General features: G+C 59.1%; 17 protein-coding genes and 1 pseudogene. 10 read left to right on the top strand and 8 right to left on the bottom strand.

All coding sequences use genetic code 11. The annotated features are described in order from the left end of the window. Positions 1–14: 14 nt before the first annotated feature. Together ligD and NKH93_RS27285 are read left to right on the top strand one after the other, a co-directional pair. Positions 15–203 carry a non-homologous end-joining DNA ligase LigD gene (ligD, locus tag NKH93_RS27290; RefSeq protein WP_352973632.1) on the top strand — a complete coding sequence of 63 codons (189 nt, stop codon included), beginning with the start codon at positions 15–17 and terminating at the stop codon, positions 201–203. 107 nt (positions 204–310) lie between these two features. After that, the gene (locus NKH93_RS27285) at positions 311–1,972 is read left to right on the top strand and encodes a DNA polymerase/3'-5' exonuclease PolX (RefSeq protein ID WP_352973628.1); all 1,662 of its coding nucleotides are present in this window, start codon (positions 311–313) and stop codon (positions 1,970–1,972) included. A gap of 21 nt (positions 1,973–1,993) precedes the next feature. On the opposite strand, the gene NKH93_RS27280 is transcribed toward NKH93_RS27285, so the two are convergent. Then, complete coding sequence (locus NKH93_RS27280) at positions 1,994–2,632, bottom strand: hypothetical protein (protein WP_352973627.1); 639 nt, start codon at positions 2,630–2,632, stop codon at positions 1,994–1,996. A gap of 259 nt (positions 2,633–2,891) precedes the next feature. On the opposite strand from NKH93_RS27280, the gene NKH93_RS27275 reads away from it, so the two are divergent. Next, positions 2,892–3,068, top strand: a complete 177-nt coding sequence (locus tag NKH93_RS27275; protein WP_352495879.1) for a hypothetical protein — start codon at positions 2,892–2,894, stop codon at positions 3,066–3,068. A 174-nt stretch (positions 3,069–3,242) separates the two neighbouring features. Here NKH93_RS27275 and NKH93_RS27270 read toward each other — a convergent pair whose 3' ends face one another. From NKH93_RS27270 to NKH93_RS27260, 3 genes are all read right to left on the bottom strand, one after another. After that, positions 3,243–3,377 (bottom strand): hypothetical protein, encoded by a 135-nt coding sequence (locus NKH93_RS27270; protein WP_352450378.1) that lies wholly within the window; start codon positions 3,375–3,377, stop codon positions 3,243–3,245. 503 nt (positions 3,378–3,880) lie between these two features. Next, positions 3,881–4,186, bottom strand: coding sequence for a hypothetical protein (locus tag NKH93_RS27265; RefSeq protein WP_352973626.1), 306 nt, complete (start codon positions 4,184–4,186; stop codon positions 3,881–3,883). A gap of 448 nt (positions 4,187–4,634) precedes the next feature. Continuing rightward, entirely contained in the window at positions 4,635–5,240 is a 606-nt protein-coding gene (locus NKH93_RS27260; protein WP_352973625.1) for a ferritin-like domain-containing protein, read from the bottom strand. A gap of 511 nt (positions 5,241–5,751) precedes the next feature. Between NKH93_RS27260 and NKH93_RS27255 the strand changes: the two genes are divergently transcribed. The 3 genes from NKH93_RS27255 (at position 5,752) to NKH93_RS27245 (ending at position 7,628) form a co-directional block, all read left to right on the top strand. After that, on the top strand, positions 5,752–5,970 hold the full coding sequence (locus NKH93_RS27255; protein WP_352693808.1) for a KTSC domain-containing protein: 219 nt from the start codon (positions 5,752–5,754) through the stop codon (positions 5,968–5,970). A gap of 619 nt (positions 5,971–6,589) precedes the next feature. Beyond that, entirely contained in the window at positions 6,590–6,856 is a 267-nt protein-coding gene (locus NKH93_RS27250; RefSeq protein WP_352693806.1) for a hypothetical protein, read from the top strand. A 415-nt stretch (positions 6,857–7,271) separates the two neighbouring features. After that, a complete protein-coding gene (locus NKH93_RS27245) occupies positions 7,272–7,628 on the top strand; it encodes a hypothetical protein (protein WP_352693805.1) in 357 nt (118 codons plus the stop codon). A 960-nt stretch (positions 7,629–8,588) separates the two neighbouring features. On the opposite strand, the gene NKH93_RS27240 is transcribed toward NKH93_RS27245, so the two are convergent. Then, positions 8,589–8,873: a DUF982 domain-containing protein gene (locus NKH93_RS27240; RefSeq protein ID WP_352693803.1), complete on the bottom strand. Its 285-nt coding sequence runs from the start codon at positions 8,871–8,873 to the stop codon at positions 8,589–8,591. 57 nt (positions 8,874–8,930) lie between these two features. Between NKH93_RS27240 and NKH93_RS27235 the strand changes: the two genes are divergently transcribed. Next, positions 8,931–9,392, top strand: a complete 462-nt coding sequence (locus tag NKH93_RS27235; RefSeq protein WP_352973624.1) for a hypothetical protein — start codon at positions 8,931–8,933, stop codon at positions 9,390–9,392. 129 nt (positions 9,393–9,521) lie between these two features. Here the strand turns inward: NKH93_RS27235 and NKH93_RS27230 are convergent, their stop codons facing one another. Beyond that, the gene (locus NKH93_RS27230) at positions 9,522–9,860 is read right to left on the bottom strand and encodes a hypothetical protein (protein WP_352973623.1); all 339 of its coding nucleotides are present in this window, start codon (positions 9,858–9,860) and stop codon (positions 9,522–9,524) included. A gap of 1,057 nt (positions 9,861–10,917) precedes the next feature. On the opposite strand from NKH93_RS27230, the gene NKH93_RS27225 reads away from it, so the two are divergent. Next, positions 10,918–11,229, top strand: coding sequence for a PilZ domain-containing protein (locus NKH93_RS27225; protein ID WP_352450276.1), 312 nt, complete (start codon positions 10,918–10,920; stop codon positions 11,227–11,229). Between the two features lie 377 nt (positions 11,230–11,606). Continuing rightward, the gene (locus NKH93_RS27220; RefSeq protein WP_352694297.1) at positions 11,607–11,789 is read left to right on the top strand and encodes a hypothetical protein; all 183 of its coding nucleotides are present in this window, start codon (positions 11,607–11,609) and stop codon (positions 11,787–11,789) included. Positions 11,790–11,950: 161 nt separating this feature from the next. On the opposite strand, the gene xth is transcribed toward NKH93_RS27220, so the two are convergent. Both xth and NKH93_RS27210 read right to left on the bottom strand, forming a co-directional pair. Then, complete coding sequence (gene xth, locus NKH93_RS27215; protein ID WP_352973622.1) at positions 11,951–12,727, bottom strand: exodeoxyribonuclease III; 777 nt, start codon at positions 12,725–12,727, stop codon at positions 11,951–11,953. Between the two features lie 141 nt (positions 12,728–12,868). Further along, positions 12,869–13,027: pseudogene (locus tag NKH93_RS27210) on the bottom strand (DUF3606 domain-containing protein); the annotation flags it as partial. 398 nt (positions 13,028–13,425) lie between these two features. On the opposite strand from NKH93_RS27210, the gene NKH93_RS27205 reads away from it, so the two are divergent. Then, a complete protein-coding gene (locus tag NKH93_RS27205; protein ID WP_352450279.1) occupies positions 13,426–13,629 on the top strand; it encodes a CsbD family protein in 204 nt (67 codons plus the stop codon). Positions 13,630–13,752 lie beyond the last annotated feature (123 nt).

Below are 13,752 nucleotides of genomic sequence, written 5' to 3'. Positions count from 1 at the left end.
GCGGGGCGACCGCGATCATGCCTTACAGCGCGAGATCACGTCCGGGCGCTCCTGTCGCGGCACCGATCACGTGGGCGGAGATGAAGACAATAGACGCGCCCTCTCATTTCCACGTGGGCGATGCTCCTGAATTAAAGAAACGCGCAGTCTCCAAAACTCTGGCTGGATGGGGTCGCGCTGACCAATCCTTGCCCAATCTGTAGCGTCCGACGCGGGAAGAGGCGGTAAAGCCGGGATTCAAAGGGCAACGCGGCGCTCACGGCCTTGCCTCATTGGAACCTGCGGAGATCGGTCTCGTTTGGCTGAAGCCATGGCAAAAATCGATCCTAGGACCGTCGCCAGTCTTTTAAGGGAATACGCGCAACGGGCGTCTATGCGCGGCGACAATCCCTATCGCACAAAGGCATACTTGCGCGCGGCAGACAGTCTGATGGCGCTGTCGCAGCCGCTTGATCGGATCATCGCCGCCGGCGCCCTCACCAAGATCCCGGGGATCGGTGACGCGATCGCAGACATCGTGACCAAGCTTTACAAAACCGGCACGCACCCAAGCCTTGAGAAGCTGCGCGAGGATGTTCCAGCGGGCGTGATGGAGCTGTTTGCCATACCCGGGCTTCGTCCCGATAAGATACTGAAGCTTCATCAGGCGCTCGGCGTGAACTCGCTGGCGGAGCTCGAGGCCGCAGCGAGAGAAGACCGCATCCGCCCAGTCAAAGGCCTCGGCGCCGCGCTTCAGACAAAGCTGCTGCAGAACCTGGCCATCGTGCGAAGCGGCGAAACGCAACTTCACCTGCACAAGGCCGCCGCTCTTCTCCACCATGCGGTCATATCGGTAAAGCAACAGCATCCAGAGTTTTCGCGCGTGGAAATTGCAGGTGACTTCCGACGCGGTTGCGAGCTCGTTTCCGACTTCGCCCTGGTAGTGCAGGCCAGAAAGTCGACTGGAATCGAGGATATGGCCCTCAGGCTTGTTGTCACGGACAGGAAGCACTTTGGCGCGAGCCTGCTCGAGGCAACCGGTTCGGCAGACCACCTTGAGCAACTGAAGACGTTCGCGGCCGACAAGGGATTCACCCTAAACGCCGACGGGCTTCATCGCGGGAGAAAGCTGATCGCGTCAGCGACAGAAGAAGAAATCTACCAAGCTCTAGACTTGCAGTTCATCGAGCCTGAATTGCGCGAAGGCAGGGACGAGATTGAGCGAGCGGCAAAGCAGAAGCTACCCGCCCTCATTCGGGATGAAGATCTGCATGGCATCCTGCATTCTCACACGACCGCATCCGATGGCACCGAAACGCTTGAGGCAATGGCTGAAGCCACGCGTAGGCGCGGTTTCGAATACTATGGTGTCGCCGATCATTCGCAGTCCGCTCACTACGCAGGCGGCCTTTCGTTGCAGGAGATTGCTGAACAGCACCGCGAAGCTGACCGGCTGAACAAGGCATACAATGGAAAATTTCGCATACTGAAGGGCATCGAGGCGGACATCCTGGCTGATGGCTCGCTCGATTACCCGAATCATATTTTGGAGCACTTTGATTTCGTCGTCGCGAGCGTGCACAGCCGCTTCAAGTTGCCCAAGAAGGAACAGACGGGGCGTATCATTGAGGCGATCGGAAATCCTCGGACGACAATCATCGGGCACATGACCGGTCGCCAGCTGTTGCGCCGGCCCGGTTATGATCTCGACGTCGACAAAGTCCTCAAAGCGTGTGCGAAACACGGCGTCGCTGTCGAAATCAACGCACATCCGTGGCGACTCGACCTCGACTGGCGCTGGCATCAAAAGGCACTCGATCAGGGCTGCATCTTCAGCATCAATCCGGACGCTCATTCGATCCGCGAGCTCGACCACATGCATTGGGGTGTCGAGATGGCGCGCAAGGGCGGTGTCCCTGCGAAGCGGGTCCTGAACGCGATGCGTTTGACGGCCCTCCTTGCGCATCTCGCACGGCGCAGGCAAACGTCCTAACCTGCTTGTGCGCCCGGCCTATCAGCGCAGGAGTCCGTCCTTCTCAAAATCTTCCCAGCCGCGCAAACTGGAGTGCGCGTTCTCATCGGGGCCGTAGCCAGCTGAAGCTGCAGTTCCGCGACCGCTTCTTTGAGCGCGTTTCATAGCGGCCTTCCCTGCGGCTCGCCGCCTATTCTCTGCAGCTGTCGCTGCGTCCTGTTCGCGCCAGACCGTAACCAGGTCGCGGTCAAGCACATCCTCCACGTGCTGCGGGTCGAACACGTGAAAGGTGATGTTCCTTGCCCGCCCGCGGAGTTTCACCGTTTTCGTCCCGGCGCTCTGCAAGCGACCATCTTTCAGCCAGCGGTGCCGTTCGGCCGTCGAGATCGTCAGAATGTCCTCGATTTCACGGGGGATTACGGGCAGGTCTTCGATATTCTGCAGTGCTTTGGATACGATCCCGAATACCACCTGCACATCATTCTCGGCGCCCTCAGACAGGCGCAGGGTAAGCACGCGGGACTCGATATTGAGCAATTTCCTGAACTCCGTTGGAAGGCGGGCGCGTATTTCGAGAAAAATACCCCTCGCTCTGACGGACGATCCAAACGTTGCAGCCGGGGTTAAAGGCCACTCTCCAATCAGCTTCGCTGTTGCATTGGTTTTTCGGCGCGTGGACATGCCCCTTTATATAGGTCACCGATTGTCGGCAGCGATGAGCCGATCGCAAAGCCAACAGAGTTCTAATCCGCCAGCGGTCTGAACCACGATGCCCAAAGGCGCAACCACGATTGTTAGCGGGGCCGCTGATTGTCGTCCCCTTGCGCTTACCGACATTGTGCTTCACCCGTGCCGGGCCTCCTTCTTAAGCGCAGTAACTTTGAAACAAATCCTGCCGGCAGGCGTTCCAGCATGGCGGGCGGCGTTGCCGGAGGACCCAATGCCCGACGAATACAATGACATCGTCATCCCCCAAGACCACGATGCATCGCCACTTCGGGAGGAGGAGTATTTCGTCCTCTGCCCGGCGTGCGGCCAGGCGTTCGACATCAGGTGTATGGCAGAGGCGCTTCATCACAACGAGCTAGGCCACGAGCCATACGACCTCGACTCGTAGTCGGCAGTGATCGACGACCGTCGATGAGTGTTTGGAGATGTCCCTTCACGGCCTCTGTGCGAGCCGGGTCGAGACCAACACCGAGGGTAAGCTCTCGCTCATCTGGCCGGTCGCGTTGCCGACCGATCGGCCTAGAACGAATCCCTGTCGCTAGGGCGGACCTTCGCCGGCACGCTATGTCTTGACAGATACCTTGCGGGCTTTCAGCAACGACTTGATGCCGTTGCGGTCGTTGTCGATGCGGCCGCGGCCGTGACCAACCGAAAGCTTCGACAACGCATGCACCGCATGCGACAGGTTGTTGTTCATCCAGGGCGACGGCGCCTACTCCACCGCAACCATGTCACCCAGTTCTGTCACGACGCTCCGAAGCAGACCTGTTGCCGGCATCGGGTGCCGGGACCAACATGTGATCTCCATAATGCGTAAAAGCCGGAGGCCCATCGCCGGCAACAAGGCGCTCATTGCAGAGAAAGGTTACGATCGATCGGACGCCCGCGTTGCCTTCACGCGAAATGTTGCTGGGCGCCTCCTTCGACAGCGCGCACGTGCGACACGTCCTGGATCGCGAATGCGCGAGCGGCTGGACGGCAGGTGAAGCGGGGTCGCGATAGGCCCACATCGGACTTGCTTCACCAGTAGTCCGAAGCCGCCAGCGACGCACTAGGCTGGATTCGTGTCCTAGCCGTCGAACTCCGCTTATCCGTTCGTCCGCCCCGTATCCGGCTGGACAGCGCCGCACCCTTGGGCTGTTCAAAGTGCGCTTGCATCTTCCGTACGCGGACAAGCGCGGCCGTTGTATCGCCGTAGTGTCAACCCGCTGAAGTCCGGCGGTGCTTTCTCAGCCGAGTGATCGCCGACTTGTCGACCGTGATCACCCCGCCGCAGTCAATCCGCACAATGAGTTTGTTTGCTCCGCGATCGATGCGGGTGACGTCCCCAACAAGAACCACTCGGTCTCCGGCCCGGACTTTGGGTGGCGGATCAATCGTATAAGGATGGTCATACGAAGGAATGCTCACCCTGGCGCGCCCGCTGGGGAGAATCGCGATGACGGTACCTGCCAGCGCAACCTCGTCGCCGACCTCAAATTCGCGAGGCATGTTAACGTGCAGCATGGTCTTCCTCCCGATGCTTTCCTATTTGATGCTTTGCTAATGCCCGGCCAACCAGGTTGGTTGCTTGCAATCGGCTTCGTACGGTTCCGCACAATTCCAAGCTGGGGTATGCACTCCCAGTTGGCCTCGGATCGGCATTGTGTGCGTCGAATTCTGCAGAAATGGCTTTACATTCAGCGATGACCTTGGCGCGCCCAGCCCCGTGTTAGCGGAGCGGCGGACTTCCTCTCGGTCCGGCGATGGCCACAAACGAGGAGCGTGGAGCGGACATCGATATTTCGCCTTCAGGTACGTCGTTCCGGTAAATTCGAAGAACGCCGACGCCGGAAGCAGGTATCGAGCGCGCTTTGATGCTACGGCAACGCCTACAAGCAATTTTCGCTATGTTCTCTTTGGCGGCAATGATCGATGGGCACCCTCGATCGTTGCCGTCCGCCGCTGCTCCTATTCAGTTCCAAGCCGCGGAAGCTCTCCCGTCGACATCGGAGCCGGTGAACGAGCCTCGCGCCGAGCCCGACTTCACGACCACTACGTTCCCACCCGAACACCGCTTGGCGCTGTCGCTGTCCGCTTCGGCCCGCGCGAGGAACTGCTCGGTCGTGGAGGCAAGATGGGTTTTCAGCCAATCCGCCATCGCGACTTCCTCTCGCAGATTCTCTTCGCAAGCCCGAAGGACCTCGGTTTCGCCGAGTGATCGAGCAGCGGCGATAAGGATCGTGTAGGAGGCGATTTCCATGTGCTCGAACGTGTAGCTCGCCAGCGATCCTTTCATCACCTCGTCTCCGGCGAAGACGCCGCTCAGCGATTGCGCCATCGCCGTCAGCTTGCCGCCAGCGTCCTTCATCGTGGATGAACCCTCGTCCATCTGATCGAGACAGGTCTTCAGCCGGGCAGCCTGCTGCTTCGTTTCGTCGAGGTGCTGTCGGATTCGGTCGCTCAGTTCGGGATAATTCTCGATACGGCTCAACTGCCCGTTCAACATCGTTTCTGCCTGCTCTTCCATGGCATGAGCATCTCTAAGCCATTGGACAAACCATTCGCGGCTTTCTGACATTTCGAATCTCCTTTGCTACTTAAGGAAAAAGTTTCGGAAGAAGACATTGTTCCGGAGCAAAGCCCGCCGAACGGCCCTTGACAGTCCCAGAGGATCAGCGTTGTGGCGGGTCTCAATTCACCTCGCGAAAATCCTGCAGCGATGCGTGGAAGGCAAGGATCGCGGAAGACCGGCGCAAGGAGAATGGCCCGTGGACGCCGAGACGAGCCGATCAACGGGCTCGCCGCTGCGCCGCCGCTCCATTACAAAGTCCAACTGGCGCTGGCCCGCTTTCCCGGTATCCGACGCGGGACATATTGAAGCTGCCCCGCATACCGCGACCGCTGGCTGTCGTTCCGGGCAAGTGAGAACGGCAGCAGATGAAGCTACGGGCGGTCGGCGAAGCTGAAGTGGATTCTCGATGAGGCGCTGATCGCGGCCGCTGGCGCTCCGTGCCTCACCGCACCACCACAGTCATAGGAACGCGACGGCCTCTCCGCTCGTTGATTGCTTTTCGAATCGAGCCGCCGTCATGCCCTCCACATCAATACGCAAAACGGAATACGATCCCGACAGAAGAATCCTCTCGGTCTGGTTCGTGGCCAGCGGCAAACGGTACGAGTTTGAGGACGTGCCGCCGGAAACCTTTGCCGCGTTCCGGGCCGCGTTCGCCAAGGGGCGCTACTTCAACGACCATATCCGCAACAATTTCCGCTACCATCTGGTTGCGAGCGATAGCGACTCGGCATGACCTGACCTGCCGGTGGCTCAATCGTCCTGTCGCTCCAACCGGCGGTTGGTGGACGCCTTGCCGCTGTTGCGCTCGGGGTCGCTTACTGTCGACGCTCGCTTGGCAAGCCCAACCCCCGCATCCGCCCGCTTGGCGCAAAGCGTTTGATCGGTCCGCCGTTCTGGCAGTGCGGCGGGAGTTTTTTGCGGTCCGGGTGGAACACGGGCGCGCGGAGAAGGTTCGGTGCACGCAGTACATCCTCCGTACGATATTGCTGCAAGATCGGCTGACTCCGATGCGGCCCGCGTCTCCTCAATCCAGAGACGCGGGCTCTTGGCCAATGTCTGTGGATCAGCGCGCCCTCAGGTCTGTTCACGCTAGAGGCGATCACGTAGCTTCGGTCGCTTTGTCAGCGCTTTACAAATCAGTGGAACCAAGCTGTCGCGCGCTCGCTTGTGGAGTGCGCCGGCTGGCCGCCGTGCAGGGAAGTCATCAACGCTCATCCAATCGACCGGATCTGAATCGGCCTCTAGCAGACTAAACTCGATGTCCAGATGCATACAAATGCAGTTCGTCACGCACGAAGACGACTCTCCACGATCCTCTGATGTCGTTGGTAATGCTGTAGGCGAGGACGGTCATGGCGATCACTCCCCACCTCGAGCGTGCCTGTCTCAAAGGGAAATTACATCGCAAGAAGTTGGTATTGACGTCACCCTTTTTCTCCGAATCCAAGGTCGCTGGCGCGCTGAAGGGTTCAAGGTCGTTCTGCCGCCGGAGCTCAACTGCTGGACTATTGCTCGACCGGAAGCGGCTCGTGCTGCGGCTCAGCGTGGTGGAACACCTGTCCAAGATCGCGCGCGTCGAACGTTTGGCCGCAGACTGGGCAGTAGACAAAGTGCTTTGACTCGTCCTCTACCCGCCCGTCATGCGCCCTGCCCTCATAACCTGTCGCGATGTTGTCGGTTCTAATCCGGGGCATCGACAAGTGCCTTTCGTCGTTTTGGCGGCCGAGACTTCTCCACCAACCGGACCTTGTCACCGTCGACCGTGACCAGCGGCCCGAGGTCGATCGTCACGGTGTCCTCGTCGATGCGGGTGACCTCGCCTTTTAGGTCGATTGGCTGGCGTTCAATGGCATACTAGCCTCACACCTTAGGACCTTTCAGGAGACTGAACCTGCCAGCCATTGCAGGAGGAGCAGCTGCGGGATCGGAAACGTTTTGTCAGCAGACAATAGGGTCACGTTGCAAAGCATCTCTCCAAACACTGCGCCGGTGCTATGGTGTGCCCGCACTCATCAGACGGCAAGGATATGAGGCATGCTCGCAGTCACCCGCCGTACACTTCTTGCGTTCACCGCCGTTGCGTCTGTCGTTGAACCGACGTTTGCTGAAGGCGAAGGTATCTCGCGCGAACTGCAGGCGCTGATCGCAAGCCATGAAACCGCCTATGCCGCGCTCCACAGGGTTGTTCATCGAGCGGGCAGCAACTGGCACGACCGCAAGATGGCAGACGGAATTGAAGAGCAAGCCTTGCTGGCCATCTGTTCCTATCCTGCGACCAGCCGAGGCGACCGCCGGGTCAAGGCCGAGTACCTGTTGACTGTTGAGGCACGAGGCGAACTCGACTTGAAAGAGCACATGCAGGCCATCCTGCGCTCAACGATGCGGGGCTGATCGATCGCAGTACCCGCGGGGGAACCAGACCGCGCGTTGCCGGAGCGCGACGCGGCCTCGGAGTAATGTGACGACGCAGACATTCTGTTTGGGTTACCGCGCAGAAAAGGAACCCCGAAGATGCTTCAATTCCCCGCGAAGGCCGCCTCATCGGCTGGTAGCGAGCCCCCATAGTTGACTGCGGTATGCGCCGCGTCAATTGAATCCGGCATTGCTGAACTGCCATCACAACGCCAGGCTGGACACGGGAATTATTCAAATTGGTGGAAATTCCCGGAAGCGGCTCATTTTCGACAATCGCCAACACCTCATCGGCTGACCGCGCCAATCGGAGTCGCTCCCGAACATGAGCTACTCGAAGCAGCCGGCATCTTTGCGAAAGGGCAGGGAGGAAGGCGGAAGTAGCAGAGCGCCGCCAGAGTACAGTCTAAATGAGATCGACTGGTTGTCGTAGGGCCCGTCGAAGTCAACGGGCTGGGCCAGGCGCGTCAAAGACACGACTGGCGAAGAGATCGTGCCAAGCAGAGCGTGAGGGATCGCGACGCTACGACCGATGCCGTCGAGCCGAGACACTCGCGGTCGAAGAGACCACGGAGAATCATCTGCTCATCAAGCCCAGTTCTCCGCGCAATCCTGATCGCGATTTTTGTCAAGGCTGATTGCTTTCCTTTACTCGCAAGGTCAAGGGAAATGTCTTTTTCTGACAAGATGGGGCAGATCATCAGAGTTAACCTCAATGTGGATCCCAAACGCGATCGCAAATGGGCGTGCAGCCGCACTGCTTAGGCAGCGCAGAATTCACCGTCGGATAAGTGGTCCTGGCTGTCCCGGACGCGAAGCCAGGGCCTTCTCGCGTCCGGGCTAATAGCCCGGTTTGAGGCGTTTCGGCTCTCGCGGGAGAAGGCAGTATTCGGGCTTCAAGTGGGGCGCCTCTGCAGTGTTAGCGAGGCCGGCATGATCTCACATCAGGTCTTCAACCATCCGCGCAACTTTCCCCAGACCTGCGCTGGTCCCTCTTGTTCTAAGGAGTCCCTGTTCAGCCGCGGCCGCCTTGAAGGCCTCGAATGCAGCTTGCTGGCTGCAATGCCCGGCCAGGGATTCCTCGACCATTCGGATCGCGTTGAGCCGCCCCGGCTTTCCCATTCTAGGCCATGGTTGCTGAAGCACCTTCATTGCGTCGGCTATGGACGCGACCACCGTTAGGTTGCCATTGAGGCAGATTGTAATTGGACAGAAGGCCCGCATTCTTGTCGCTCTCCACGATTGAACGCGGCCAAACGCGAAGACAAGGGCAGTGGTTGCATGAATATGGATTACCGCGAATTCAAAGAACCGGTGGCCGAGGCGATTGAGGCTGAGCTGGCTCTCCTTGGGCCCGGCACTTTGCCTCGCCGGACCATCCTCTCGTCGAACAACAGGACCCGGCCGGCAAAAAGCATCTGCGCACCGTCCGACGCCGCGAACTTTTTTCGAGCTCGTCATGCCGCTTGCCCGACGGCTTCTCAAGCACACCGCGACGAATTCGGCGGCTGTGAGGGAGGAGATAAAAAAATTATGGTCGTTTCGTTGGGCCGTCCTTTAGAGCAGGGCTCCGAGTCGGTTTGTATCGAGCAGATGTCGCATCAGATCTTGACCTGGAGATCGGCTCCGGCAGCGGGGATCGGCGCAGCGCGGCAAGATGCCACGTTCCTTCGGCGGCTCACCGGCGATGGTCTGGCTCCGGTAGCGAAGCCGCTCGCGAGCGCGCTCTCGATAGCGCTGTAGCGAGCGAGCGGCTTTGCGGTGATGCTCGGCTGGCGGCAGCTTGCTCGCCAGCCGAGTTGAGTTCAGGCGGTGGTCGGGGGAGACTGGCCAGCCACACGCTGGTGATTCCAACCTGTGCCGATGTGCCAATCAGCAACCTTCGTCGGTCTTTTTCAACTGGCCTGGCGCGGCGGTGTTGGCTGTCGTGTCCTGCTGACCTGGCGCCGCCTGCTGAGCGCTGCCAGTCTGCTGGCCGGGCGCGCAGTCTCTGGCCGAGTTCGGATTTGTGGTGCCGCTGGTGGTGGTCGTGTCGGTGCCCTGATCGCCGGACATGTTGGTCCCGCTGCCCGTCGTGCCGGTGCCCTGATCCGTCGTGCTGGGCATGGTTGTCGTGGTCGAGGTTCCGCTCGAAGTTCCGCTCGTCGTCTGGGCAAAGGAAAGCCCGGCCGACACCGCCAGCACGGCCGAAGCCAAAAGGATGCGTTTCATCTTCTTTCTCCTGTCTGAATGCGCGGGGTGCGCTGGCAAATCGAACAGGCAGACAGAAAGAGCGTTCCCCGATGAAGTTCAACTTTTGTAACTCTGACAACGATTAGCCTTTGAGACGATTCATCGCCCTTGGCTCCGCTGCGGCATGTTTGCCTTCGGTCTCCTTTGCAGATGCGCAATGATTAGACCGAAAAATAGTCGCGATTTCGCCCATCGGTTGCATTCCGGCCTCGAACACGTTATTTTTGACGCTAGCGTTCCCGGGGGGGAAGGTGGATGAGCATCGTCCAAAGGGTCGGTCCAGTTCTAGAACAGGCGATTGCCGCAATCCTCAACAGGGCGGACCGGGGGGACACCGTCTCGGTCAAAGCCGCATTATGCCACGTTCGGCAGTCTGCGCCTGATTTGACAGTATGCGACGACCATATAACCGAGGCTATCGTCGAAGTCGCTGCGGCCCTTGACCTGTTGGTGGCTTTCGATAGTCGCGAGTAGTCGATCAATCGAGCGTAGCGGTTTGATAGGAACGGCCCGGCAGCCAATCGGGGGATGACCAGCGGCCGCTGGCGCTAACTAGCGGCAATTGGGTCGTTCACCGGTTGCGCAAGTTATAGGCCATCTCATGCATCATTGCTAATTTGGTAATCTGATTATGTTCCGTTGCCCTAGCCGCCGGATCTCACGATCCAGACTCGGTTCCTTGCGTAGGTGGGCAGGCGCCGGCACCAGCCGGCTGGAGTTCATTGAGCCTTGATGCCGACTTTGGTCGAGAAGCCGCCCGAGGGCGACGCCTGGATATACGAGGTGGAGTTCGACGGCTACTCGGCCTGTCTGCCGGAAGGTCAGCATTTAGGTCGGCGTCGACCAAAAGCTTGGAAACCGTGTTGATCGGCATGTCGGCAAACGCGGGACCTTTTCTAAATCATTGCCTTTTTCTGCGCGACGCGACAGATTCACCTGAGCATGCCCTGTAATGTCACGAAATAGGGCAACATGACCCATCCATTGCTGCGCGTCTGTGTTCGGTATTACCTAGGGGCGAATTGACATTTTATCGATGGCAAACACCGGGAACCCAGTTGATGAGAGATCCGACGAGCATCGGCGCGAGCGCCGCCAACGTGTGCTAAAGGGCGGGACGATCATCACCGGGATCCAGAATTCCGAGATCAGCTGCACCTTGCGCAATCAGCATGAGGGGGGCGCTGAGCTGAAGGTCGCGCCCGATGCCCGGGTTCCCGATCGCTTCTTGCTCTACGTGTCGGTCGATGGAGTTGCCTATCGATCGGAGGTTCGCTGGCGTCGCAACGACCGCATCGGCGTCAAATTCACCGGCACCGAGCCAAAACCGAAACTTCACTACGGCTGACCGACGGTAAGATGAAAGTCAGAATTTTTCTGGCACTGCCAGTTATTTTTCATGTCCCGAACAGCACAAGTTGCACCGCACATTCTTGCCGAGGACAGCCTGGACAGGACGTGAACTGCGCAGCCGTCCTTGAAACCGCTTTCACGGCTCTGATTCCTCTTGCATCGAGCAAGGCTGGACGGCTGAAGAGACTGCCACCGCACTTTGTAACTTCGCCAAGAGACCACCTTGAACAGCTCAAGGCGACGACATCGACTTAAGTTCGCCTAGCTGTGCGCTGTTTTGACATTTCGACATCGCGCTGTCGGATTATTTGCATGCAAACGAGTGTTGCGACGCTATCCTCCCTCCTCAACGTAAGATTCTGGGAGCAATGTATGACTCCGCATGACCGACACGCCGTTGAAATCGTCAGAGACAAAGACTGGTCGGTTCGCGTGACGGTCAATGGCACCACGACCACCGTCCGTTTTACATCCGAGAGCTACGCGCGCTCGTTTGCAGATGGTCAGGCGTTCCGGCTGGGCGTTCAGGTGGCGGACCTTAAGAAGGCAGCCTAGCTGCGCGCCCGACGCGACCCGGCACAATATACTCGTCAAACGCCGCTTCGAGTTCGCTCGTGCAGGCGACATCGCCCCTGGACAACAGCTTCCCGGTCTGGAACGGCGCGCCAAGCCTGTCATTCGAGAGAATCCGGTTTAATCATCTGTGTTCCTCGCGTTCAATAGAGCTTGATCCAGGCCGGCGCATGGTCGCTTGGCTTCTCCCAGCCGCGCATGTCGACATCCACGCCGGCACTGCGCAGCCGGTCGGAAAGGGAGGGGCTCACAAGGAGATGGTCCATTCGCAGGCCCGAACTCCGATCGTAGCCGCCCCAGTAGGAGAAATTCCAATAGGTGTAGATGCCCTTCTCCGGATGGATGCGCCGGACGGCATCGATCCAGCCACCTTCGAGCATTTTAGCATAGGCCTGCCGGCATTCCGGGAAATAGACCGCATCGCCCAGCCATCGCCTTGGCACCACGGCGTCGATTTGGGTTGGAACGACGTTATAGTCGCCGCAGAGAACACTGGGTGCCCCAACTTCGAGCAAGTGCTGGCCGTAGTTGATGAGGCGATCGAACCAGCGCAGCTTGTAGTCGAACTTTGGGCCAGGCGCTGGATTGCCATTGGGCAGATAGAGACAGCCCACAACGACCCCATCCACCTCGGCCTCGATATAGTGGCTGTGAGTGTCGTCAGGATCGCCAGGCAGGCCGCGTCGGCGTTCCACAGGCTCCATTCCTCGGGCCAGGATCGCCACACCGTTGTAGGATTTCTGGCCGTGCCAGATCGCACCGTAACCCGCCTCTCTGATCGCATCGATAGGAAACTTGTCGTCCGACGTCTTCAATTCTTGCAGGCAAACGATGTCGTAGTCGCTTTCGCCTAACCACTTCAGGAGCACAGGTAATCGGCCGTTGACGCCGTTCACATTGAAGGTAGCGATGCGAGTCATGTGCGTGCCCCCTCGTGAGATATTCGCGGCAGCCGGTCATAGGCAATGTGGCCTATCCCCTGCGCTGAACCTCGAGCTCTTGATATTGCAACTTCCCCAGCGTCTGTGCGGCCGAGCCTCACTTCCTGCCCAGCTTGTCGTGACTTTCTTGCGACTGTTGGCGACTGACTTCACCGCCGACCTGACGTCAGCTTTGCTGGCGCCGGTTTTGCTCGCCTCATACTTCATTTCGTGGTCCTGCCCACCAGCGACCCTTGCCCGGTCATGGTTGCGTCCACGCGTTGTGCCAGTGTTCGCCATTTCTATCTACAACAATCGCCGTACCAGTCACCAGACAACGCGGCCGGACCCTTCCGGTTCAATGGTGGCGACGCGCGTGCCACCGAGCCAGCTCCCAGGCAGGGTATCGAATGAGCCCATGTATTCGGATCCGGCACGTCGCTACCGCGGGCGAGCCTAGCGGCTCGAAGCCTGGGTGGGCGATTTCGACATGGATGATCATGTGCGGGACAGCCGTGCTCCTCTCGCTCAACACGTCACGCTCCGCTCGGGGAGGTCGACGCGTCCCCAAAGGCCCACCATCTCCTGATTGGCGTCGTCACCTTCCCAACTGGAGACGTGAACATCAGAGATCTTCGTCCCGGAACTCCCTGGCCGGACGACCGTTTCGCCTTGTGCAAAACAATGGAGGATATGTCATGGACTGGAATCGCGTCGAAGGAAACTGGAAGCAGGTCAAGGGTAAGATCAAGGAACAGTGGGGCAAACTTACCGATGATGATCTTGATCGCATCGCTGGCAATCGCGATCAGCTCGAAGGCAAGATCCAGGAACGCTACGGTATCGAAAGGGACCGCGTTCGGCAGGATATTGACGATTGGTATGATCGGCAAGTCTGGTAGGATCGCATCACGCCGTCATCTACAGGAAGAGGTGCTGTTCACTTAACGGCGCTCCTTGGTGCGCTGGCAGTTGCAAGGTCAACCCGGCTTGTGTTGAGACAGCCAGCGGTCTGACCCAGCCGC

Source organism: Mesorhizobium sp. M0954, assembly GCF_040319155.1.
Classification (GTDB): Bacteria; Pseudomonadota; Alphaproteobacteria; order Rhizobiales; family Rhizobiaceae; genus Mesorhizobium.
Note: the sequence above shows the minus strand (reverse complement) of the source record. Positions and strands in the feature narration are given on the sequence as shown.